This is a genomic window from Aurantimonas coralicida DSM 14790 (assembly GCF_000421645.1).
In the GTDB taxonomy this organism is placed as follows: Bacteria; Pseudomonadota; Alphaproteobacteria; order Rhizobiales; family Rhizobiaceae; genus Aurantimonas; species Aurantimonas coralicida.
This window is the reverse complement of record NZ_ATXK01000011.1, coordinates 100,668-122,070: the sequence shown is the minus strand read 5'-3', so window position 1 is coordinate 122,070 and position 21,403 is coordinate 100,668. Positions and strand designations below refer to the sequence as shown.

Sequence of the window (21,403 nt, the reverse complement as noted above, 5' to 3'; positions counted from 1 at the left end):
GGAAATCATGCGCAGGACGGGTGCCTGGCGATCAGGCGCCCGTCCACTGCCAGACATTGGTGCGCTTGATTTCGGCGTCTTCCAGGGCCCGAGTGACCGGCACTTCGTAGGTCGCCAGCCGGCTGACGCGATCGGCCGGCAGATAGGCCCGACCCGGATCGCCGACGAGAATAGCGATGCCCTGGGCACCCAGCCGGTCGAACCACGGCGTGATCCGCCGGGCCATGTCCGCGTCGAAGAAGACGTCGCCGGCAAGCATGATGTCGGCCTGCGGGATCTCGCCGATGATGTCGCGCGCTTCGAAGCCGACCGGTGTCTCGTTGAGGGCGGCATTGAGGCGGATCGCGGCGGCACAGAACGGGTCGATGTCGTAGCCGGTGACGGCGGCCGTGCCGGCACGCGCGGCGGCGATGGCGACGAGCCCGGAGCCGGTCGCGAAATCGGCGACGCGCCGGCCCCGAACGATCTCGGGATGGTCGAGGACATGGCGGGCGAGCGCCTGTCCGCCGGCCCAGGCAAAGGCCCAGAAGGGCGGCGGCAGGCCGATCGCGTCCAGTTCCGCCTCGGTCTTCAGCCACAGGTCATGCGCCTCGTCGGCCAGATGCAGCCGGATTTCCGGGACATGGGGCGGAGCGAGGATCGCCGTGTTGGCGCGGATGAAGCGCTCGGCGTCGGCGGGGACAATGCGATCCTTCATGCCGGAAGGCCGGGCTGTACGGGCGATGAAAAAGCGGGGCCGCCGAAGCGGCCCGCACCGTCTTTAAGGAAACCGATCAGGCTTCGTTCTTCACGCGATCGCTTTCGGCGCGCAGCTTGTCGATCAGGATCGACGCATCGGCCTTGCTCAGCGTCTCGTCGAAGGGGTGGCCCGTCTCCTCGCAGAGGGTCTTGAGATAGGACCCCTGTGCCCCGGTCATGGGCTCGCCGCCCGTCGTCCAGGTTTCGGGGTCCTTCTCGGTGTTCGAGCCGGTGTCGACCTTGGCGTTCGCAGTATCCATGACGTGTCTCCGAAGATTGTGTTGTTCCGGAAATGTTCATGGCGCGGCTCCGTTCCCGCGACAGCACCGTTGCGCCGTCGCTGCGGCTATTTGCCCATGGCCCTGGCGGGGTCGAGCCCGCCCATCTCGCAGACTTTGCGGAACTCGTCCGGTTCGACCGGCTGCACCGACAGGCGGGAATTGTTGACCAGCACCATGTCCTTGAGCGCCGGCTCGGCCTTCACCGCATCGAGGGTCACCGGATTGGGGACGTCCATCACCGCCTTGATGTCCACGCACTCCCACTTGCCGTCCTTGGCGGTGGAATCGGGATGGGCCTCGGCGATCACCTCGACGATGCCGACGACGGCCTTGCCCTCGTTGGAATGGTAGAAGAAGCCGCGGTCGCCGACCTTCATCTCGCGCATGAAATTGCGGGCCTGGTAGTTGCGGACCCCGTCCCACTCCTGCCCCTTGTCGCCGGCCTTCTTCTGATGGTCGAAGGACCATTTGAACGGCTCGGACTTGAACAGCCAGTAGCGCATGCCCTCGCTCATGCCGTCGCTGCCGGGTTCTTGATGGCCCAGTTCCACGGGCGGACATCGACCTTGGCGAAGAGCCCGGCCAGCGCATAGGGATCCTTCGCCGCGGTCGCCTTCGCTGCCTCCAGCGAGTCCGCCTCGATCACCACCAGACTGCCGCAGGGCTTGTCGTCGGGGCCGAGGAACGGGCCGGCGAATTTCAGCCCGTCGCCGAGACCGTGCAGGAACGCCAGATGGTCGGCGCGGGTGTCGAGGCGCAGCTGCAGGCTGTCCGGCTTGTCGTCGCAGAGAATGGCAAAGAGCATCGGGTGATCCTTGTCTGGTGGGTCAGAAAAACGGCACGCGAGCGACAGCCCGGTGCCGCGGGTTCAAACGGTTTCCCGCTTCAAAGGGCGGGCGAGCAGGGCCTCGATCGCCGCGTCGATGTCGAGCTGACCGGCGAGAATGGCGGCGACGGTGGCGATGATCGGCGCGTCGATGCGGTGCTCCTGCGCCAGGCGGGCGGCGATCTCGGCGGTGAACACGCCCTCGGCGAGCTTAAGCCCGGCGCGGTCGTCGCCGCGGCCGAGCGCCATGCCATAGGCGAAGTTGCGCGACTGGGCGCTGGAGCAGGTCAGCACCAGATCGCCAAGGCCGGAGAGGCCCATCAGCGTGTCGGGCCGGCCGCCGAGCGCCGCGCCCAGACGTCGCAGCTCGACGAAGCCGCGGGTGACGATGGCGGCCTGGGCGGAGGCACCGAGGCCGCGGCCGGCGACCGCGCCGGCGGCCAGCGCCAGGACGTTCTTCAACGCGCCGCCCGCCTCGACGCCGCGCATGTCGGCGGTGGCATAGCCGCGAAAGGTCTCGGTCGATAGACGCCGCGCCGCCGCGTCGGCGGCCTCTTCGGTCTCGGCCGCGATGGTCACCGCAGTGGGCAGGCCGCGCGCCACGTCGGCGGCAAAGCTCGGGCCGGAGAGGACGGCGAGGGGGCGGCCCGGCAGCACCTCGGCCAGAACATCGGTGGCAAAGCGGCCGGTCTCGCGCTCGATGCCCTTGGAGCAGAGGATCGCTAGGGCGTCGGAGGCAATGTGCGGGGCGAGATCGGCGGCGACGGTGCGCAGGCTCTGGGCCGGCACAACGAAGAGGATGGTGCGGGCGCCGGCGAGGGCTTCGGCCGGGTCCGTGGTGGCGGTGAGGCCCGCCGGCAGCGGCGTGTCGGGCAGATAGCGCGGGTTGCGCCGGCTCTCGTTGATGGCGGCAACGGTCCCGGCGTCGCGGGCCAGGATCCGCGGCGCGTGGCCGGCCCGGGCATAGAGGCAGCCCAGCGCCGTGCCCCAGGCGCCGCCGCCGATGATGGCGAAGTGGCTCATGCCTTGGCTCCCCGTCGGCCGAAGCCGATCATCGGCGCCGAATCCCCGTCCAGGGGCCAGCGCGAGCGCACCGGCGCGTCGAGACCATCGACCATGCCGGCCTCGAAACGCTCCAGCCCGGCATAGGCGATCATCGCGGCATTGTCGGTGCACAGCGCCAGCGGCGGCGCGACCAGCCGAACGCCGGTCCGTGCAGTCTCGACCTCGAGCGCGGTGCGGATCGCCCGGTTGGCGGCGACGCCGCCGGCCACTGCCAGCACCGGATCGGCCAGATCGGGAAAGCGGTCGCGGAACTGCGTCAGGGCGCGGCCGACCCGGTCGGCAAGGCTGTCGGCAGCGGCAGCCTGGAAACCGGCGCACAGATCGTCGACATCGGTCGGCGACAGCGGCGCGGCGGCCTGGGCCGCCATGCGCAGGGCCGTCTTCAGGCCGGAGAAGGAGAAGTCCAGCCGCGGATTGCCCTTCATCGGGCGCGGCAGGGCAAAGCGCTTCGGATCGCCCGCCGCCGCGCGCCGCTCGACATGCGGCCCGCCGGGATTGGGCAGGCCAAGCAGCTTGGCGGTCTTGTCGAAGGCCTCGCCCAGCGCGTCGTCGATGGTCGTGCCCCAGCGCTCATAGGCGCCGAGCCCGCGCACCAGCACGATCTGGCTGTGGCCGCCGGAGACCAGCAGCAGGAGATAGGGATAGGCGAGGCGGTCGGTCAGGCGCGGCGTCAGGGCGTGGCCTTCGAGATGATTGATCGCCAGGAAGGGCAGCCGGCGCGCTGCGGCGATCGCCTTGCCGGTCATGGCGCCGACGATCAGGCCGCCGACAAGGCCGGGGCCGGTGGTCGCCGCGACGGCGGAGAGCTCGTCGAAACCGATGCCGGCCTCGTCCATCGCCGCCTTCACGATGCCGTCCAGCGCCTCGACATGGGCCCGCGCGGCGATCTCCGGCACGACACCGCCGAAGGCGGCATGTTCCTCGACCTGGCTCAGCACCACATTGGACAGGATCACCGGCGCGCCCGCATCGTCGCGCCCGACGACCGACGCGGCGGTCTCGTCGCAGCTCGTCTCGATGCCGAGGATCAGGGGGCGGGGCGGATTGGCAGGCGTCACGTTCGGTCCGGGCGGTAATGGCGTGCTGCCGACATAGGCGATCGGCGCGCGTCCCGCCACCGTCGATCGCCGCTCGGAACCGGTCACCGGCGGTCGAAATTCCGGCCCGGACGGTTCCGGTGGGCGCTCGCCCGCCCTATGAACGAGCCGACGACATGCAAAGCGAACTGACGGGACAGACCATGGCCAGCGACATCATCCGGATCGGCACGCGCGGCAGCCAGCTTGCCAAGGCGCAGGCGAGCGAGGTGCGCGCCCGCCTGATGGCGGCGCACGATCTGCCGGAGGAGGCCTTCGAGATCGAGGTGATCTCGACCACCGGCGACCGCATCCTCGACCGGCCGCTGTCGGAAGTCGGCGGGAAGGGGCTGTTCACCAAGGAGATCGAGGCGGCGCTGATCGACGGGCGCATCGACATCGCGGCCCATTCGTCCAAGGACATGGCCACCGCCTCGCCGGAGGGGCTGGAGGTCTCCGCCTATCTGCCGCGCGAGGATGTCCGCGACGCCTTCATCGGCCGCACGGCGGCGACCATCGACGAACTGCCGCACGGGGCGACCATCGGCTCGGCCTCGCTGCGCCGCCAGTCGCTCCTGAAGCGGATGCGCCCGGATCTGAAGGTGATTACCTTCCGGGGTAACGTCCAGAGCCGGCTGCGCAAGCTGGAAGAGGGCCAGGTGGATGCCACGCTGCTGGCGCTGGCCGGCCTGAACCGCATGGCGATGCAGGACGTCGCGACGGAAATCCTCGAGGTCGAGCGCTTCCTGCCGGCGCCGGGGCAGGGGGCGATCTGCATCCAGAACCGGATCGGCGACGAACGGGTGCACGGCCTCGTCGCGGCGATCGCCGACCCGCGGACGACGGTGGCGCTGACCGCCGAGCGGGCCTTCCTCGCCGAACTCGACGGGTCCTGCCGCACGCCGATCGCCGCCCATGCGGTGCTGGCCGAGGACGGCACGGTCACCCTGCACGGCATGATCCTGACGCCGGACGGCAGCCGGATGCACGAGACCCGGCGCACGGGCATCGCCACCGATGCCGAAGCGCTGGGCCGGTTGGCCGGCCGCGACGTGCTGGACGCGGCGGGGCCGGGCTTCTTCGACGGCTGGGGCGCCTGACGCGGCGCGGCCGGCCATGGCCCGGGTGCTGATTCTGCGCGCGGCGGACGCGGCCGTGCAGACGGCCGAGGCGCTCGCCAAGCGCGGCCATCGGCCGCTCGTTCTGCCGGTGGAATCGATGCGGACGATCGGCGGCCCCGCTCCGACAGGCGACTTCGCCGCGCTTGCCGCGACCAGCATGCGCGCGGTGCCGGCCCTGGCGAAGGCGTTTCCGGGCGATGGGCGCCCGGTCTTCGCCGTCGGTGAGCGGACCGGCTCGGCGCTGCGGGCGGCCGGCTTCACCGATGTGCGGGGTGCCGCGGGGGAGGCCGGGGATATGGCCCGATTGGCCCGGGGCGCAGGGCTCGGCGAGACCGCGACGATCCTCTATGCCGCCGGACGGCCCCGCACCGGAACATTGGAAACCGCGCTGGCCGCTGCAGAAATCGACTGCCGCGTTTGGGAGGTCTACGAGACGGTGGCCCATCGCCCGAAGCGGAGCGCCGTCGCGGCTGTCCTGCATGACGGGCCGCCCGACGCAGTGCTGCTTTTGTCGGCCGGGCAGGCGACGGCCTATGGCGAACTGGTCGCGACCTGTCCCGATCTCTTCCAGCCAGCGCCGAAGATCCTGGCGCTCTCGGCGCGAATTGCCGCGGCTTTGCCCACGAATCTCGCCGAAACGGTTCGCCTATCTGACGACACCCGGCTTGCCTCGCTTTTCGAACGGCTCGACTAACCTAGTTGAAGGATCAGGTCTGATGCGGCGCTTGCGCGGCCCGTGCGAATGAAGGACGAATAGCGTGAATGCGTGCGGTGCGGAAATCGACCGATATCCCTGCCAAGCCCGGTGAGAATGGAGCAGTTTCGATGACCAACCGTCCCCGGCGCTCAAGGCCGAGCAAGACGCGCGGCCAGACGATCGATCTCAAAGCGGAAAAGAACGAACCGGTGACCGACAAGAAAAACGACGACACCGGCGCGACGGCATCTGCCAAGCCCGCCGGCCCGACCGACGCATCGAAGGATGGCAAGACGGCGCCGAAGAGCGGCGCTGCGTCCACGGCGTCCGCCGGCACGGCGAAGAGCGAGGTGAAGTACACCTCGAGCCGCGGTGCGAGCGAGCCCAAGACCGGCGATGCGTCGGCATCGGGTACGGCCGGGACCGGTGCGGCCAAGGCCGAGCCGTCGAAGCCGGCAACGGCAGCGACATCGTCGCCGGTCGCCAAGTCCGCCAGCGATCCGAAGGCCTCCGACAAGACCGGCTCCGCCAGCGCCGCGACCGCTGCGACGTCGGCTTCGGCCAACGCCGCGACCGGCGCCAAGGCGAGCGATGCGAAGGCGGCAACCGCACCGGCATCCTCCGCAACGACTGCAAAGCCATCGAGCACGACCGCGTCCCCGGCTGCGACCACCGCGACCGCGAAGCCGGCAACGCCTGCAACGGGTGGTGCGGCCGCAACACCGGCATCGGGCGGCGCGACGTCAACACCGACGACGGGATCGGCGACCGGCAGCCCGGTAGCCACCGCGGGCAAGGACGCATCGAAGCCTGCGGCTTCCAGCGGCGCGGCTTCGCCGACGTCCGCCTCCTCCGGTTCGGCACCATCCTCCGCAAGCGGTGGGTCCGCGACCACCGGCAGTTCGCCTGCCAAGCCGACATCCACCCCGGCATCGGCAACCGCATCGGCTGCAACCACCGGCAAGCCCGCCTCGACGGGTTCGGGCGGCACCGGTTCGACCACGGGTGCTGCGCGGCCGGCATCGGCAACGCCAGCCACGACCGGCAGCACGGCTCCCGGCAGCAAGCCAGCGTCCGCCGCAACGGGGTCCACGACGTCCTCGTCCGGCAGTTCCAGCACGAGCGCCGCGTCGCGCACGACCGGCACCACGGGTCCATCGACGGGCCGCACGACGACATCGGCGGCGACCGACCGGTCCTCCGGGCTCGGCTTCGGCGGTGCGGCGGCGGCAGGCCTCGTTGGCGCGATCGTCGCCCTGGTGGGCGGCGCCGCGCTGCAGTCGGCCGGCTATCTGCCGAATTTCGGTACGAGCGAGCAGACCACCGGCGAAAGCTACGCCAGCCAGAGCGCGCTGCAGGATCTGGACGGCGAAGTGGCGGCCCTGCGCGAGCAGTTCGCGGCGCTGCCGGCGACGCCGGCCGGTGATGGTGCGGACACGCAGGCCCTGACGGGCCGCGTCGATGCGCTGGAACAGGCCGCAGCCGCACCGGCGGACGACAGCGCTGCGCAGGCAGCCGAGGCGGCCCGCACGGCCGCCGAGGGTGCGACCCAGACCGCGACGGCTGCCCAGCAGGCTGCCGATCAGGCCGGCCAGACCGCCAGCGCCGCGCAGGAGGCGGCGAATGCGGCCCAGTCGAGCGCCGATGCCGCCGCCAAGGCGGCGAGCGACGCGCAGGCGACGGCGGCCAGCGCGCAGGAAGGGATCGCCGGCATCAACGAGACGATTTCCGGCTTCGACAGCCGGATCGCCACTGTTGAAGCGCGCAACTTGCAGGCTTCCAAGGCCTTCGCGGCAGCCAATCTGAAGGCCGCGATCGATGCGGGCGGGCCGTTCATGCAGCAGCTCGAGAATTACGCGCAGATCGCCGGTGGCGAGGGCGCGACGGAGGAGTTGCGGGCCCTTGCAGCGGACGGCGTGCCGACCGAGCGCGAGCTGGCGACGCGCTGGCCCGAGGTCGAGGACCGCATCGCCAGCCAGCTGACGCCGGTTGCACCGGATGCGCCGGTGGGCGACCAGCTCCTGTCGGGCCTGCGCTCGCTGGTGCAGGTGCGACCGGTCGAGCCGTCGGCTTCGGCTGAGCCCGGCGAAGGCGGACCGAACGAAAGCCTGGCACGGCTCGACGCGGCCATCGGCGCGGGCGATCTGTCCGCCTGGACCGCCGAATGGCAGACGCTTCCCGACGCGGCCAAGGAGGCCAGCCAGGATTTCGCCGATCAGGTCGAAGCCCGGCAGACCGCCGACCGGGTCATCGCCGACGCGCTTGCGTCGGCCACGGCGCCGGCTCAGCCGGCTGCCCAGGACAATCAGGGCTAAGGAACAGACATGCTGCGAATCCTCGCCTTCCTTCTCGTCGTTCTGGCCGCCGGCATCGGTTTTGCCTGGCTGGCCGACAATCCGGGAAGCGTCACCTTCGTCTGGCAGGGCCAGCAGGTGGCCACCAGCCTGATGGTCTTCCTCATCGGCCTCGGCGTCCTGATCTTCGCCGTGCTGCTCGTCGTCTGGCTGGTGCGGGCCTTCTTCAAGACGCCCGGCGCCATCGGCAACTGGTGGAGCACGAGCCGGCGCGACCGCGGCTACAAGGCCCTGTCGAGCGGCATCATCGCCGCCGGCGCCGGTGATGCCGTGCTTGCCCGCCGCATGACCAAGCGCAGCGACAAGCTGCTCGGCACGCGCCGCGAGCCGCTGATCCGCTTCCTCGACGCCCAGACGGCGATGATCGAGGGCGATCACGCCCGCGCCCGCTCGGCCTTCGAGCAGATGGAGCGCGACCCGGAGACCCGGCTTCTCGCCCTGCGCGGCCTGTTCCTCGAAGCCGAGCGCGTCGGCGACGAATCCGCCGCGCGCCATTATGCCGAGCGCGCCGTGCGGATTGCGCCGCATGTGCCCTGGGCCGGCGGCGCCGTCTTGGAATCGAAGTGCCATGCCGGCGACTGGGACGGCGCGCTCGCCATCCTGGAAGCCCAGAAGAACACCCGGCTTGTCGATCGCGACGAATCCAAGCGGATGCGCGCCGTGCTTCTGACCGCCAAGGCGATGACGCTGTCGGAGCGCGATCCGGCGGGGGCCAAGACCGCCGGGCTGGAAGCGCAGAAGCTCGCGCCCGACCTGCCGCCTGCGGCCCTGGTCGCCGCCGAGGCGCTGTTCCGCCTGGGCGATCTGCGCCGCGGCTCGAAGGTGCTGGAGACCAGCTGGATCAGCCAGCCGCATCCCGACATCGCCGAGGCCTATGTGCATGCCCGACCGGGCGATTCGCCCGAGGACCGGCTGAAGCGGGCCCGCAAGCTGCACGGCCTGCACAGCGGCGCGGAAGCCGAGATGTGCCTGGCGCGGGCGGCGCTCGATGCCGGCGAATTCGATCTGGCCCGCAAATCCGCAATGGCTGCGGCCGATGCGGAGCCGCGCGAGAGCACCTATCTGCTGCTCGCCGATATCGAGGAAGCGCAGACCGGCGAAGTCGGCCGGGTGCGCGAGTGGCTTGGCCGCGCCATCCGCGCGCCGCGCGATCCGGCCTGGACGGCCGATGGCGTCGTGTCGCGCAACTGGGCGCCGATCTCGCCGGTCACCGGACGTCTCGACGCCTTCGAATGGAAGGTGCCGGTCGAGCGGATCGGCGATGGCGACGGTCCGATGATCGACGCGCATGATGGCGAGGCCGATCACGGTCCTTCAAAGACGATCGGTGCCGAGGCGAAAACGCCCGAGCCGGCGACACCGGCGGCCGTGCCTGCCGCAACGCCTGCGCCGGCCAAGCCGGCGGCGTCCGAACCGGCAAAGCCGGCCACGCCTCCCGCGGCGAATGGCGGCGGAACCGGCGGAGCGGCGACCCAGCCGGCCGCCACGGATGCGACGAAGCCGGCGGAACCGCGCAAGCCCGAGGCAGTTGACCCGCCGAAGGAAACCAAACCCGCGCCGACCAGCGAAGAGCGCAAGGAAGCGCGGTTCGGCTGACGGCTCTTGAGGCCGACGGCCGCTCACGGCGAGGAACGATGTTCGAAGCATTCCGCGATTTTCTGCGCAATATCGGGGCCGGGCCGGCGGAAAGCCGCAAGGACCCGGAAGACGATCTGCGCGTGGCGACGGCCGCACTCCTGTTCCACATCGTTCGGGCGGACGGCGTCGTGACCGATGACGAGCGCACCCGCCTGCACGATGTCCTGCGCGAGGAATTCGCGCTGGCGCCCGACGAGGTCGACAGGATCGTCGCGGCGGGGGACGAGGCCGACACGGAGGCGGTGGATCTCTATAATTTCACCTCGGTCCTGAAGAACCGGCTGGGCGAGGCCGAGCGCATCCGCTTCGTCGAGCTTTTGTGGGAAGTGACCTATGCCGACGGCTCGGTTCACGAGCTGGAAGACAATCTGATCTGGCGGGTCTCCGACCTGCTCGGCGTTTCGACGCGGGACCGGATGTTGATGAAGCGGGAGGCAGCGACGAGAAGCGGGGTCGCCGACTGATTTCATGGCCTACTACGACAACAGCATCAGTGACGGCGCCGATACGGTCGCGCAGGCCATCGCCCGGCATGCCTATACGCTGGAAACCGACGATCCCCGTCCGATCCTCGTCGTCCTGCACCAGGAAAGCTCGACGCCGGGGCGCGTCGGCCAGGTCTTCGACGCCCATGGCGTGCGCATGGACATCCGCCGGCCGGTGATGGGCGATGCCCTGCCGGAGACGCTGGACGATCATCGCGGGGCAGTGGTCTTCGGCGGCCCGCCCAGCGCCAACGATACCGACGCCCACCTCGTGCGCGAGATCGAATGGATGAAGGTGCCGCTGGCCGAAGAGCGTCCGTTTCTCGGCATCTGCCTCGGCGCGCAGATGCTCGCCAAGCATCTCGGCGCCGGCGTCGGCAGCCATCGCGACGGGCTGGCCGAGGTCGGCTTCTATCCGCTGAAGGCGACGCCGCAGGGTCGGGCGCTGCTGCCGCACTGGCCGGAGATGGTCTATCAGTGGCACCGTGAAGGCTTCGACCTGCCGTCGGGCGCGACGCTTCTGGCCGAGGGTGACTGGTATCCGAACCAGGCGTTCAGCTACGGTCCGAATGCCTATGGCGTGCAGTTCCATGCCGAGCTGACACTGGCGATGATGCATCGCTGGACGACCCGCGGCCATGCGCGGCTGACGCTGCCCGGCGCCCAGGGACGCCGCCAGCATTTCGACGGGCGAGCGATCTACGACGCGCCGGTCCGGCGCTGGCTGGAGGAATTCCTCGCCCGCATCTTCGGGGCGCATCCGAAGGGCTGATCCCGTCGCGGCGCACGGGGACCGGCGGTCGGTCGTTCGGCGCGGACGCACGGCTGTCCTGCTTGCATCTTTGCAAATGCTGCGACGTAGCGTAGCGATCGGCTGAAGGGCGCGGGCATCGCGTGGAAGGCTGCACGCCAGGCCGGACATTCGGTCCGCCATGCGTGCGGACGCTGGAGATGGCATGATCGAGAAGCGGCTGGTGTTCGTGTTTCCGGGCTTCGAACCGATGCCGATCACCGCGCATATGGACCGCTTCGCGCGCGCTGCGGCCCGGACGGCTGCGCTCTGGGACACCCGGCTCGCCATTGAGCCGACAGATCGCCGCGCCGAGACGGAAGCCGCGACCCATCGCGGCGTGCTGCGGGCCGAACTCACCGGCCACGGTTGGCGCACCCACACCGATCTCGTCTTCTGCGACTGGAGCGACCTCATCCTGGCCTATGCCGGGCGCTCGTCGCTTCGGCGGCTCTTCAGCGGGCTGGCCGGTCTCGGCGACTTTCTCGTCACCGGGACGGTGTTCCGCTATGCCCGGGTGAGCTGGCGCTATCTGTTCTTCTACCTGTTTCCGCTCGCCGTCCTGGCCGGAACGCTGTTCGGCGGCTGGATCATCGGTGGCCTCGTGGCGGCGCTTGCCCCGCTGCCGGGTCCTGCGGGCCTGCTCGTGGCCGTTCTGGCCGGTCTCGCGACGGCCTGGGCGCTCTTGCTCTACGCCAACCGCCGCCTGCACGTGCTGACCGCGATGGACGACTGGGCGATGGCCCGCGATTTCTGCCGCGACCGCAATCCGGCCATCACGCGCCGGATCGACGCCCATGCCGAGGCCATGCGCCACGCCGTGGCCGGGACGGAGGCGGACGAGATCGTGGTTGCCGCACACAGTCTGGGCGCCAGCCTGGCCGTCCTGGCGCTGGACCGGGCGCTTGCGGCGGGGCTCCGCCGCGACCGCCCGCTGCAGGTGCTGACCGTCGGCTCCAGCCTGATGAAGACCGCGCTGCACCCGGCGGCCGGTGCCCAGCGCCGGGCGGTGCGGGAGATCGTGGTGACCCATGCGGTGCCCTGGATCGACGTGCAGGGCCTGTCCGACCCGATTAATTTCTACAGATCCGACCCGGCCCGCTCGCTGGGCATCAGGGAGGGCGAGGCGCCCACGGTGGTGCGGATCCGCTTCAAGCGGCTGGTGACGACGGCCACCTACCGGCGCATCAAGCGCGATTTCTTTCGCCTGCACCGGCAATTCGTCCTCGCGGTCGAGCGGCGCAGCGCCTATTCCTTCCACATGCTTCTGCTCGGACCCCGCCCGCTGGTCGATTACGGCCGCCTCGAAACCGTCGACCTGCCGCCGTTGTCTCCACCGGCGACGGGCGAAGGAGCGCGGCCGTGACGCCGGCCCTCGTCGGATCGGTCGCCTGGGCGCTGATGGTCGCGGGCTGGTACGTGATCCGCTACCCGTTCGAGCGGCGGGCCAAGCGCGCCCGTGTCGAGCGCAGCCGCCGCGGTCCGGCGGAAACGCTGCGCATGGCGATCTCGCTGACGGGGCTCGGCATCCTGCCGGGCGTGTTCGTCGCCACCGGCTGGCCGGAATCCGCCACCTATGATCCGGCCTGGTGGCAGATCGCTCTGGGGCTCGGCGCCATGGCCGGCGCGCTCGTCCTCTTCCGCAAGACCCACAAAGCGCTCGGCAAGATGTGGTCGGTCTCGCTCGACATCCGCGAGAAGCACAGGCTGGTGACCTCGGGCATCTACCGGCGGGTGCGGCACCCCATGTATTCGGCCTTCTGGACCATGGCGCTGGCGCAGGCGCTGCTGGTTCCCAACTGGATCGCCGGGCCGGCGGGGCTGATCGGCTTCGGCATCCTCTTCGCGGCCCGGGTCGCGCCGGAGGAACGGATGATGGAAGAGGCCTTCGGCGACGAATATCGCGCCTACCGGGCGCGCACGGCACGGATCATTCCCGGCATCTTCTGACCCGGCCCTGATGCCCTGCGGAGCACGGGACGAACCGCAGGGTCAGCCGCGGCCGTCGTAGCTGAGTTCCGGCGCCGGCACTTCGGGCGCGGGCTCCGGCTCGGCCAGATGCGGACGCGTCCGATAGACCGCATAGGAGCCGATGGCGATCACCCCGAGGGCCGGGATGACGATCTGCGTGGCCAGCACCGGCTCGCCGATCGCCGCGCAGATCGCGCCGCCGACGAGGCCGGCTCCCATCTGGATGAAGCCCATCATCGCCGAGGCGGCGCCCGCCATGTGCGGGAATGGCGCCAGCGACGCCGTGGTCATGGCCGGCATGACGAAGGCGATGCCGAAGGCGTAGAGGCCGACCGGCACCATGATCGACAGATAGGACACCGGCAGAACCGCGATCGACAGGGCGATCGACAGAGCGCCGGCTCCGATGAAGCCGAGGCCGACCGGGACGAGGCGATAGGCGCTGGTGCGGGTCATCAGGTAGCGCATGGCCAGCGAGCCGGAGAAGAACATGCCGGACTGGCCGAGCATGCCGATGCCGTATTCGGTCGGCGTCAGCCCGGCGCGCTCGATCAGGACGAAGGGCAGGACCGTTGCGAGGGTGTAGAGCGCGCCGACCGAGCCGGCGACCGTGAGGCTCGTCGCCATGAAGTGGCGGTTGCTGATCAGCCGCCGGTAGGAATGCAGGATCGCCTTCGGCTGGATGCGGCTGGGATCGGGCACGACGGTCTCGCGCATGGCGCCGAGGGTGACGCCGATGACGATCAGGCCGAAGAACATCATCACCACGAAGATCGCGTACCAGCCGGCGAGCTCCAGCGTCAGGCCGCCGATGGTCGGGGAGACGGCGGGACCGAGCGCCAGGATGATGCCGATGGTGTTCATGATCCGCGAGGAGGTCTCGCCCTCGAACTGGTCGCGGACGATGGCGCGGGCGGTGGCGACGCCCACCGAGGCGCCGACACCCTGCAGGATGCGGGCGGCGATCAGCATCTCGACATTCGCCGCGGCCATGGCGAGGATTGCGCCGGCCAGGTACAGCACCATGAAGCCGAGCGTGGTGACGCGCCGTCCGAAGGCGTCGGACATCGGCCCGCAGACGAGCTGGGTCAGCGCGAAGCCGGCGAAATAGACCGCCAGCGACAGCTTGATCATCGATTCGGTGGTGTCGAACTCGGCGACCAGCGTCGGCATGGCCGGCGTGTAGAGCGCCATGGAGATCGGGCCGATCGCCACGAGGCAACCGCCGATGAGGCTCGTCCGGCGCTCCGACATGATGGGCGCGCGGGCAGTTTGTGCGGTCAAGGCGGCGGTCCGTGGTGAGTGGCTGTCCGGAAAGGGACGGCAACGCCGCGCGATGCACGCCGTTCCGTCCCGATCACCGCCATCTAGGGTCGACGCGTCGCCCTTGCCAGACGTAAGGGAGCCTTAGGCTGCGCCCTGTACCCGCATCTCCGCGACATCGGCGAGGGGCTCCGGCGCGTCGCGGTCGTCGCCGTCGCTCAGCGGCACGTTGGTCAGGTTCGCCCGCATCTTGCGCATGATGACGTCGACGGTCTTGCGCTCGTCCTCGGACAGGCCGCTGACGGTGCGCTCATAGACCGCGAGGGCGACGGGCCGGGCTTCCTCGAACACCCGCTCGGCGGAGCTGGTCGGCGCGATGACCTTGGCGCGGCGGTCGTTGGGGTCGACCGAGCGGCTGATCAGGCCGCGCGCCTCGAGCCGGTCGAGATAGGCCGACAGGGTCATCGGTTCGACGCCCATCCGCTCGGCCAGAACCGCCTGACGCGAGCCGCTGTAGCGGCCGACATAGGCGAGCGCCCTGATCTCGCCCGGGGTCAGTTCCATTCCCGCGTCGATGACCGCTTTCTCGAAAGCCTGCCGATACAGCCGCCCGAGGTCCACGATAACAAAGCCAAGGGCGTTGCCCGGTAGAAGTTGCGACATTGGTTGCGGCCCTTGTTTCACGTTTTCCGGTGAGCCGTCCCGGCTCTGAATGACATTACTCGCTCAATGCCGGGGTGAAGGATTTCACCCTGTCGGCACGACCAGAATAGCACGATGGTCTTTCATCTGAACCCTGTCCGCATCATCTACACGTGGAACACGCGCATGGCAGAGGCGGATAAAGGCAGACAGATGAACGATTTGCACCACGCAGTCCCGCTCGACGATAACCATCCTGACGCATTAGCCAGCGAAGTACCTGACTTCGATCAATTCCGTCCCGAAGATTTTCCGGACGCGTTTCGCGCCGCCATGAGCGAGCATCTGTCTGAAATCACGGCGATCGCCGAGAACACGGCGCCTGCCGATTTCGACAATACGATCGCTGCCCTGGAGCGCGCCGGCCGGAAGCTGGAGGAGGTGGCGCGGATCTTCTTCACCCTTGCCGGTGCCCATACGAACCCGGCATTGCAGGGGGTCGAGCGCGACGTTTCGCCGCTTCTCTCGCGTCATTCGTCGCAAATCACTCTCAATGCTGCGCTTTTCGCCCGTATCGATGCGGTCCATGCCGATCGCGATGCAGCGGCGACTTTGACGCCGGAAGACCGGCGGCTTCTCGACCGGATCCATGCGGGCTTCGTGCGCAGCGGCGCGCGGCTCGAAGGGGCCGATCGCGAGCGGCTGGCCGAGATCGACGCCGAACTCTCCTCGCTCGGCACCCGCTTCTCCCAGAACATTCTGGCCGACGAACACAATTGGGTGATGAGCCTCGAAAAAGACGATCTGGCCGGTCTTCCGGACGATCTGATCTCGACCATGGCCGGGGTTGCCGCCGATCGCGGGCTCGAGAACTACGCCGTCACCCTGTCGCGCTCGGTGGTCGTGCCGTTCCTCTCCTACTCGACACGGCGCGACCTGCGCGAAAAAGCCTTCCGCGCCTGGACGAGCCGCGGCGAGAATGAGGGCGCGTCGGACAACCGGCAGATCATGGCCGACATTCTCCGGCTGCGGGCCGAGAAGGCGCGGCTGCTCGGCTTCGACAGCTTCGCCGCCTACAAGCTGGACGACACGATGGCCAAGACGCCGGTGGCCGTGCGCACGCTGCTCGAAGAGGTCTGGGAGCATGCCAAGACACGCGCGGCCGACGATGCGGCGGCGCTGCGCCAGCTGGCCGGCGAGCGCGGCGACAATCATCCGCTGGAGCCCTGGGACTGGCGCTATTACGCCGAGCAGCGGCGGCAGCGGGAGTTCGCCATCGACGAGAGCGAGCTGAAGCCGTATTTCGAGCTCGACCGGATGATCACGGCCGCCTTCGACGTGGCCGGCCGGTTGTTCGGCCTCTCCTTCACGCCCTTGCCCGAGGCGAAGGCCTGGCACCCGGATGTGCGGGTCTGGGCGGTCGCCGACCGCGACGGCCGGCCGCGCGGGCTCTTCCTCGGTGATTATTTCGCCCGCCAGTCGAAGCGGTCCGGCGCCTGGATGAGCGCGTTGCGCAGCCAGCACAAGCTCGATGGCGGGCAGCTGCCGATCATCTACAATGTCTGCAATTTCGCCAAGCCGAGCGCCGGCCAGCCGGCGCTGCTGTCGCTCGACGACGCCCGCACGCTGTTTCACGAATTCGGCCATGCCCTGCACGGGCTCCTGTCCGACGTGACCTGGCCGTCGCTGTCCGGCACGTCGGTGGCCCGCGATTTCGTCGAGCTGCCCTCGCAGCTCTACGAGCACTGGCTCACCGTTCCTTCCGTGCTTGCGGAGCATGCGCGGCATGTGCGGACCGGCGAGCCGCTGCCGAAGCCGTTGCTCGACAAGATGCTGGCCGCGAAAAGCTTCGACGCGGGCTTCGACACCGTCGAATACACCGCCTCGGCGCTGATCGATCTCGGCCTCCACGAATTGCGCGAGGTGCCGGACCAGCCGCTGGCCGCCGAGCGGGCCATGCTGGAAGAGCTGGGCATGCCGCGCGAGATCGTCATGCGTCACCGCTCGCCGCACTTCGCCCATATCTTCTCGGGCGACGGCTATTCGGCCGGCTATTATTCCTACATGTGGTCGGAGGTGCTCGACGCCGACGCCTTCGAGGCGTTCGAGGAGGCCGGCGATCCGTTCGATCCCGAGACGGCCGGGCGGCTCCTGGAGCATGTCTATTCGGCCGGCAATTCGCAGGACGCAGCGGACCTCTACACCGCCTTCCGGGGCCGCATGCCGACCTCCGGGGCGCTGTTGCGCAAGCGCGGCTTCGTGACCGGCTGAGGCCAGGGCCGTTCCTTGCTGCGGCGGGCCGGAATTTCGCTGGCGCCGCCGCAGTTTGGAACGACTCGAAAGTTTCGCAGGGCTGCAATCGCCCTGCCACGCAAGCTGGCGATGGTGCGGGCCTCTTTCTGCTGGAGGTTCCCCGATGTCTGCGAAACGCTTTCCCCTGTCCCGCCGCCGCTTCCTCGCCTCGTCGGGGGCGGCGGCGCTCGTCGCCGGTTCCGGCCTTGCCATGCCGGCGATCAGCCGTGCGGCCAGCCGCCCGGCCTTCACCCACGGCGTCCAGACCGGCGACGTGGACGCCACCTCCGGCATGGTGTGGACGCGGGCCGACCGGCCGTCGCGCATCGATTTCGAATGGGCGACGACCGAGAGTTTTGCCGATGCGAAGAAGCTGCACAGCCTGACGACGCTGCCGGAATCCGACTTCACCGCCAAGCGGCTGATCGCCGGGCTGCCATCGGACCAGGAGATCTTCTGGTGTGCCGTCGCCACCGATCTCGGCGACGTCAACGGCGTCTCCGAGCCCATCGTCGGGCGCTTCCGCACGGCGCCGGCGTCGCGCCGCTCGATCCGCTTTGCCTGGTCCGGCGACACGGTCGGGCAGGGCTGGGGCATCGACGAGAGCCGCGGCGGCATGAAGGCCTACGCCACCATGGCAAAGCACGAGCCGGACTTCTTCCTGCATTCGGGCGACACGATCTACGCCGACGGCCCGCTGAAGGAGAGCGTGGAACTTGCCGACGGCAGCGTCTGGAAGAACCTTCTCATCCCGGAGAAGGAAAAGGTCGCCGAGACGCTGGACGAGTATCGCGGCCAGTGGAAGTACAATCTCATGGACAAGAACGTCCAGGCGATGAATGCGCGCGTCCCGACCTTCTTCCAGTGGGACGACCACGAGGTCATCAACAACTGGTCCTCGGCCAAGGACCTGACTGCCGACGACCGCTATGCGGTCAAGGACATCGCCCTCCTGGCCGCTCGCAGCGCGCGCGCCTTCCATGAGATGACGCCCATCGGCTACGTCGCCGAGGAGCCCGGCCGGGTCTATCGCAAGATCGCCTATGGCCCGCTGCTCGACGTGTTCTTCCTCGACCTGCGCTCCTATCGCGGCGGCAACACCGAGGGGCTGGAAACCGAGGCGTCCGAGGCGACGCAGATGATGGGCGCCGAGCAGATCGCCTGGCTGAAGCGGGAGCTGGCCAAGTCAGACGCCACCTGGAAGGTGATCGCCTCCGACATGCCGATCGGCCTCGTCGTCTGGGACAATGTCGGCGACAGGAAGCTCGTCGAGGCGGTGTCCAACAATGATGGCGGCGCGCCGAAGGGCCGCGAGATGGAATTCGCCGACCTCCTGCGCTTCATCAAGTCGGCCGGCATTGCCAACACGGTCTGGCTCACCGCCGATGTCCACTACACGGCGGCCCATCACTACAGCCCGGATCGCGCCGCCTTCCAGGATTTCGACCCCTTCTGGGAGTTCGTGTCGGGCCCGATCCATGCCGGTACCTTCGGCCCCAACGATCTCGACAAGACCTTCGGGCCGGAGGTGCGGTTCGTGAAGGCGCCGACCGAGGAGCAGGGCGCCAACCTGCCGCCGTCCATGGGCCTGCAGTTCTTCGGCCTCGTCGAGATCGACGGCGACAGCGAGCAGATGACGGTCCGGCTGATGGATGCCGACGACACGGAGCTCTGGACGACGACGCTCGACCCCGTCCGGCGCGGGTGACGCAGCGGCGGGACAGACAGGCCGGCCGGCTGAGCCACGTGCTTCAGCCGGTCGCCCGGTTCCTGGTCGGCGGGCGCGGATGCCGTGACGGATCAGCTGTCCTTGATGGTCCGGTCCGGCCAGCGGCCCGCCGCGGCCGGCCCGACGAAGCGGCCGGTGATCGCGCTGCGATGCGCGCCGTGGGTCGAGCCGCCGCCCCTGGTCTCGCTGATCGTCGTGTGGGGGTGCGTCTCGGCGTAGCGCTTGGTCACGTATTGACCGGACCCGGCATTCCGAAAGGTTTTTCCGCTGTCAGTCGTCATGGTGTCATCCTTCCGCAGGACTGCGAATCGAACTCCAGCGGGCAAATGGTTCGTCCTTTGTTCCGTTGTGTCAAGTCCGGTTGTGGCATGTATCGCGCCGGGTTGTTGTGTCCGGGGCGCAGAATGACTATGTGGGTTGCTCGTTCGGTCGCGTTCGCCCCGTCTTCCGTGAAGAGGACGGGCGGGTCGCGCCGCATAAACACGCCTCCACCTTTCGCACCCGCACAAATTGCTGTATGGGAGCGTGGAATTCGCGCCGGGTGGACCATTGATGGTCCCGCCGCGGCCTTAACTCGTTTCCGGTGACACTTATGAAGCTCCGCAACATCGCGATCATCGCGCATGTCGATCATGGCAAAACCACACTCGTCGACAAGCTCCTGGCGCAGTCGGGATCGTTCCGCGAGAACCAGCGCACCGAAGACCGCGCGATGGACTCCAACGACCTGGAGAAGGAGCGGGGCATCACCATCCTGGCCAAGGCGACTTCGGTCGAGTGGAAGGATACCCGCATCAACATCGTCGACACCCCGGGCCATGCCGATTTCGGCGGCGAGGTGGAGCGTATCCTGAACATGGTGGACGGCGCCGTGATCCTGGTCGACGCGTCGGAAGGCCCGATGCCGCAGACCAAGTTCGTGCTCGGCAAGGCGCTGAAGGTCGGCCTGAAGCCGATCGTGGCGATCAACAAGATCGACCGCGCCGACGAGCGCCATCAGGAAGTCCTCAACGAGATCTTCGACCTGTTCGTCTCGCTCGACGCGACCGAAGAGCAGCTCGACTTCCCGATCCTCTACGGTTCGGGCCGTGGCGGCTGGATGGCCGAGGAGCCGGAAGGCCCGCAGGACCAGGGCCTGACCCCGCTGTTCGACCTGATCCTGAAGCATGTTCCGGAGCCGGACACGGCCGGCAAGGACGAGCCGTTCAAGATGATCGGCACCATCCTCGAAGCCAACCCGTTCCTCGGACGCCTGATCACCGGCCGCATCCAGTCCGGCTCGATCAAGCCGAACCAGGCGGTCAAGGTGCTGCATGGCGACGGCAAGCTGCTGGAAAGCGGCCGCATCTCCAAGATCCTCGCCTTCCGCGGCCTCGAGCGCGTGCCGCTGGAATTCGCCGAAGCCGGTGACATCGTCGCCATTGCGGGCCTGTCCAAGGGCACCGTGGCCGACACCTTCTGCGACCCGCAGGTCAACGAGCCGCTGCACGCCCAGCCGATCGATCCGCCGACGGTGACGATGTCCTTCATCGTCAACGATTCGCCGCTCGCCGGTACCGAGGGCGACAAGGTGACCAGCCGCGTCATCCGCGACCGCCTGTTGAAGGAAGCCGAGGGCAACGTCGCGCTGAAGATCGAGGAAGCCGCCGACAAGGATTCCTTCTACGTCTCCGGCCGCGGCGAGCTGCAGCTGGCCGTGCTGATCGAGACCATGCGCCGCGAAGGCTTCGAGATCGGCATCTCGCGTCCTCGCGTCGTCATGAAGGAAGACGAGAACGGCCAGACGCTCGAGCCGATCGAAGAGGTCGTCATCGACGTCGACGAGGAGCATTCCGGCGTCGTCGTGCAGAAGATGTCCGAGCGCAAGGCCGAGATGATCGAGCTGCGTCCGTCGGGCGGCGATCGTCAGCGCCTCGTCTTCCATGCCCCGACCCGCGGCCTCATCGGCTACCAGTCGGAGCTCCTGACCGACACGCGCGGCACCGCGATCATGAACCGGCTGTTCCACAGCTACGCCCCGTTCAAGGGTGAGCTGCCGGGACGCAACACCGGCGTCCTGATCTCCAACGACACCGGCGAGAGCGTGGCCTTCGCCATGTTCAACCTGGAAGACCGCGGCCCGATGGTCATCGACGCCGGCGTCAAGGTCTATGCCGGCATGATCATCGGCATCCACACCCGCGAGAACGATCTGGAAGTGAACGTTCTGAAGGGCAAGAAGCTGACCAACATGCGCGCGTCGGGCAAGGACGAGGCGATCAAGCTGACGCCGCCGATCCGCATGACGCTCGACCGGGCGCTGTCGTGGATCCAGGACGACGAGCTCGTCGAGGTGACGCCGAAGACGATCCGTCTGCGCAAGATCTATCTCGACTCCAACGAGCGCAAGCGCTTCGACAAGAGCCGCAAGGCGGCCTGATCCGCCGCACGGCATT

The 21,403-nt window shown here is 68.8% G+C and carries 21 protein-coding genes; 11 read left to right on the top strand and 10 right to left on the bottom strand.

Annotated elements, in window-relative coordinates; translation table 11 throughout:
• Positions 1-31: 31 nt before the first annotated feature.
• The 6 genes from H536_RS0118840 to tsaD form a co-directional block, all read right to left on the bottom strand.
• On the bottom strand, positions 32-697 hold the full coding sequence (locus tag H536_RS0118840; protein ID WP_029703661.1) for a class I SAM-dependent methyltransferase: 666 nt from the start codon (positions 695-697) through the stop codon (positions 32-34).
• Positions 698-773: 76 nt separating this feature from the next.
• Positions 774-998, bottom strand: a complete 225-nt coding sequence (locus H536_RS0118835) for a DUF3072 domain-containing protein (RefSeq protein WP_024351926.1) — start codon at positions 996-998, stop codon at positions 774-776.
• Between the two features lie 86 nt (positions 999-1,084).
• On the bottom strand, positions 1,085-1,522 hold the full coding sequence (locus H536_RS0118830; protein ID WP_024351925.1) for an EVE domain-containing protein: 438 nt from the start codon (positions 1,520-1,522) through the stop codon (positions 1,085-1,087).
• Between the two features lie 8 nt (positions 1,523-1,530).
• Positions 1,531-1,824, bottom strand: a complete 294-nt coding sequence (locus H536_RS0118825) for a YciI-like protein (protein WP_024351924.1) — start codon at positions 1,822-1,824, stop codon at positions 1,531-1,533.
• A 63-nt stretch (positions 1,825-1,887) separates the two neighbouring features.
• The gene (locus H536_RS0118820) at positions 1,888-2,868 is read right to left on the bottom strand and encodes an NAD(P)H-dependent glycerol-3-phosphate dehydrogenase (RefSeq protein WP_024351923.1); all 981 of its coding nucleotides are present in this window, start codon (positions 2,866-2,868) and stop codon (positions 1,888-1,890) included.
• The gene (tsaD, locus tag H536_RS0118815; protein ID WP_024351922.1) at positions 2,865-3,941 is read right to left on the bottom strand and encodes a tRNA (adenosine(37)-N6)-threonylcarbamoyltransferase complex transferase subunit TsaD; all 1,077 of its coding nucleotides are present in this window, start codon (positions 3,939-3,941) and stop codon (positions 2,865-2,867) included. Before tsaD ends, H536_RS0118820 begins: the two co-directional genes overlap by 4 nt.
• Positions 3,942-4,150: 209 nt before the next feature.
• Between tsaD and hemC the strand changes: the two genes are divergently transcribed.
• Both hemC and H536_RS23420 read left to right on the top strand, forming a co-directional pair.
• The gene (hemC, locus tag H536_RS0118810) at positions 4,151-5,086 is read left to right on the top strand and encodes a hydroxymethylbilane synthase (RefSeq protein WP_024351921.1); all 936 of its coding nucleotides are present in this window, start codon (positions 4,151-4,153) and stop codon (positions 5,084-5,086) included.
• 16 nt (positions 5,087-5,102) lie between these two features.
• The gene (locus tag H536_RS23420; RefSeq protein ID WP_024351920.1) at positions 5,103-5,801 is read left to right on the top strand and encodes a uroporphyrinogen-III synthase; all 699 of its coding nucleotides are present in this window, start codon (positions 5,103-5,105) and stop codon (positions 5,799-5,801) included.
• 13 nt (positions 5,802-5,814) lie between these two features.
• On the opposite strand, the gene H536_RS23415 is transcribed toward H536_RS23420, so the two are convergent.
• Entirely contained in the window at positions 5,815-6,951 is a 1,137-nt protein-coding gene (locus H536_RS23415; protein ID WP_156421810.1) for a hypothetical protein, read from the bottom strand.
• Positions 6,952-7,063: 112 nt separating this feature from the next.
• On the opposite strand from H536_RS23415, the gene H536_RS23410 reads away from it, so the two are divergent.
• The 6 genes from H536_RS23410 (at position 7,064) to H536_RS0118770 (ending at position 13,021) form a co-directional block, all read left to right on the top strand.
• On the top strand, positions 7,064-8,119 hold the full coding sequence (locus tag H536_RS23410) for a COG4223 family protein (RefSeq protein WP_024351918.1): 1,056 nt from the start codon (positions 7,064-7,066) through the stop codon (positions 8,117-8,119).
• Between the two features lie 9 nt (positions 8,120-8,128).
• Positions 8,129-9,754: a heme biosynthesis protein HemY gene (locus H536_RS0118790; protein WP_024351917.1), complete on the top strand. Its 1,626-nt coding sequence runs from the start codon at positions 8,129-8,131 to the stop codon at positions 9,752-9,754.
• Between the two features lie 38 nt (positions 9,755-9,792).
• Positions 9,793-10,260 carry a tellurite resistance TerB family protein gene (locus tag H536_RS0118785; protein WP_024351916.1) on the top strand — a complete coding sequence of 156 codons (468 nt, stop codon included), beginning with the start codon at positions 9,793-9,795 and terminating at the stop codon, positions 10,258-10,260.
• Positions 10,261-10,264: 4 nt separating this feature from the next.
• Positions 10,265-11,053: a glutamine amidotransferase gene (locus H536_RS0118780; RefSeq protein WP_155898552.1), complete on the top strand. Its 789-nt coding sequence runs from the start codon at positions 10,265-10,267 to the stop codon at positions 11,051-11,053.
• Between the two features lie 184 nt (positions 11,054-11,237).
• Positions 11,238-12,437, top strand: coding sequence for a lipase family protein (locus H536_RS0118775; protein WP_024351914.1), 1,200 nt, complete (start codon positions 11,238-11,240; stop codon positions 12,435-12,437).
• Complete coding sequence (locus tag H536_RS0118770) at positions 12,434-13,021, top strand: protein-S-isoprenylcysteine O-methyltransferase (RefSeq protein WP_024351913.1); 588 nt, start codon at positions 12,434-12,436, stop codon at positions 13,019-13,021. Before H536_RS0118775 ends, H536_RS0118770 begins: the two co-directional genes overlap by 4 nt.
• 42 nt (positions 13,022-13,063) lie before the next feature.
• Here the strand turns inward: H536_RS0118770 and H536_RS0118765 are convergent, their stop codons facing one another.
• Both H536_RS0118765 and H536_RS22810 read right to left on the bottom strand, forming a co-directional pair.
• Complete coding sequence (locus H536_RS0118765; RefSeq protein WP_024351912.1) at positions 13,064-14,296, bottom strand: multidrug effflux MFS transporter; 1,233 nt, start codon at positions 14,294-14,296, stop codon at positions 13,064-13,066.
• A 153-nt stretch (positions 14,297-14,449) separates the two neighbouring features.
• Positions 14,450-14,869 (bottom strand): MarR family winged helix-turn-helix transcriptional regulator, encoded by a 420-nt coding sequence (locus tag H536_RS22810; RefSeq protein WP_230788167.1) that lies wholly within the window; start codon positions 14,867-14,869, stop codon positions 14,450-14,452.
• 291 nt (positions 14,870-15,160) lie between these two features.
• On the opposite strand from H536_RS22810, the gene H536_RS0118755 reads away from it, so the two are divergent.
• Together H536_RS0118755 and H536_RS0118750 are read left to right on the top strand one after the other, a co-directional pair.
• Entirely contained in the window at positions 15,161-17,218 is a 2,058-nt protein-coding gene (locus tag H536_RS0118755; RefSeq protein WP_024351910.1) for a M3 family metallopeptidase, read from the top strand.
• 145 nt (positions 17,219-17,363) lie between these two features.
• The gene (locus H536_RS0118750; protein WP_024351909.1) at positions 17,364-18,947 is read left to right on the top strand and encodes an alkaline phosphatase D family protein; all 1,584 of its coding nucleotides are present in this window, start codon (positions 17,364-17,366) and stop codon (positions 18,945-18,947) included.
• A gap of 92 nt (positions 18,948-19,039) precedes the next feature.
• Here H536_RS0118750 and H536_RS0118745 read toward each other — a convergent pair whose 3' ends face one another.
• A complete protein-coding gene (locus H536_RS0118745) occupies positions 19,040-19,249 on the bottom strand; it encodes a hypothetical protein (protein ID WP_024351908.1) in 210 nt (69 codons plus the stop codon).
• 311 nt (positions 19,250-19,560) lie between these two features.
• Here H536_RS0118745 and typA point away from each other — a divergent pair, with 311 nt between their 5' ends.
• Entirely contained in the window at positions 19,561-21,387 is a 1,827-nt protein-coding gene (typA, locus tag H536_RS0118740; RefSeq protein ID WP_024351907.1) for a translational GTPase TypA, read from the top strand.
• Positions 21,388-21,403 lie beyond the last annotated feature (16 nt).

Coding starts and splice junctions, on each gene's coding strand:
- H536_RS0118790 (WP_024351917.1), top strand. CDS start 8,129: ATGCTGCGAATCCTCGCCTTCCTTCTCGTCGTTCTGGCCGCCGGCATC.
- H536_RS0118745 (WP_024351908.1), bottom strand. CDS start 19,249: ATGACGACTGACAGCGGAAAAACCTTTCGGAATGCCGGGTCCGGTCAA.
- hemC (WP_024351921.1), top strand. CDS start 4,151: ATGGCCAGCGACATCATCCGGATCGGCACGCGCGGCAGCCAGCTTGCC.
- H536_RS23420 (WP_024351920.1), top strand. CDS start 5,103: ATGGCCCGGGTGCTGATTCTGCGCGCGGCGGACGCGGCCGTGCAGACG.
- H536_RS0118780 (WP_155898552.1), top strand. CDS start 10,265: ATGGCCTACTACGACAACAGCATCAGTGACGGCGCCGATACGGTCGCG.
- H536_RS0118820 (WP_024351923.1), bottom strand. CDS start 2,868: ATGAGCCACTTCGCCATCATCGGCGGCGGCGCCTGGGGCACGGCGCTG.
- H536_RS0118785 (WP_024351916.1), top strand. CDS start 9,793: ATGTTCGAAGCATTCCGCGATTTTCTGCGCAATATCGGGGCCGGGCCG.
- H536_RS0118750 (WP_024351909.1), top strand. CDS start 17,364: ATGTCTGCGAAACGCTTTCCCCTGTCCCGCCGCCGCTTCCTCGCCTCG.
- H536_RS22810 (WP_230788167.1), bottom strand. CDS start 14,869: ATGGAACTGACCCCGGGCGAGATCAGGGCGCTCGCCTATGTCGGCCGC.
- H536_RS0118765 (WP_024351912.1), bottom strand. CDS start 14,296: ATGTCGGAGCGCCGGACGAGCCTCATCGGCGGTTGCCTCGTGGCGATC.
- H536_RS0118830 (WP_024351925.1), bottom strand. CDS start 1,522: ATGCGCTACTGGCTGTTCAAGTCCGAGCCGTTCAAATGGTCCTTCGAC.
- H536_RS0118755 (WP_024351910.1), top strand. CDS start 15,161: ATGAACGATTTGCACCACGCAGTCCCGCTCGACGATAACCATCCTGAC.
- H536_RS0118825 (WP_024351924.1), bottom strand. CDS start 1,824: ATGCTCTTTGCCATTCTCTGCGACGACAAGCCGGACAGCCTGCAGCTG.
- H536_RS0118775 (WP_024351914.1), top strand. CDS start 11,238: ATGATCGAGAAGCGGCTGGTGTTCGTGTTTCCGGGCTTCGAACCGATG.
- H536_RS0118840 (WP_029703661.1), bottom strand. CDS start 697: ATGAAGGATCGCATTGTCCCCGCCGACGCCGAGCGCTTCATCCGCGCC.
- H536_RS0118835 (WP_024351926.1), bottom strand. CDS start 998: ATGGATACTGCGAACGCCAAGGTCGACACCGGCTCGAACACCGAGAAG.
- typA (WP_024351907.1), top strand. CDS start 19,561: ATGAAGCTCCGCAACATCGCGATCATCGCGCATGTCGATCATGGCAAA.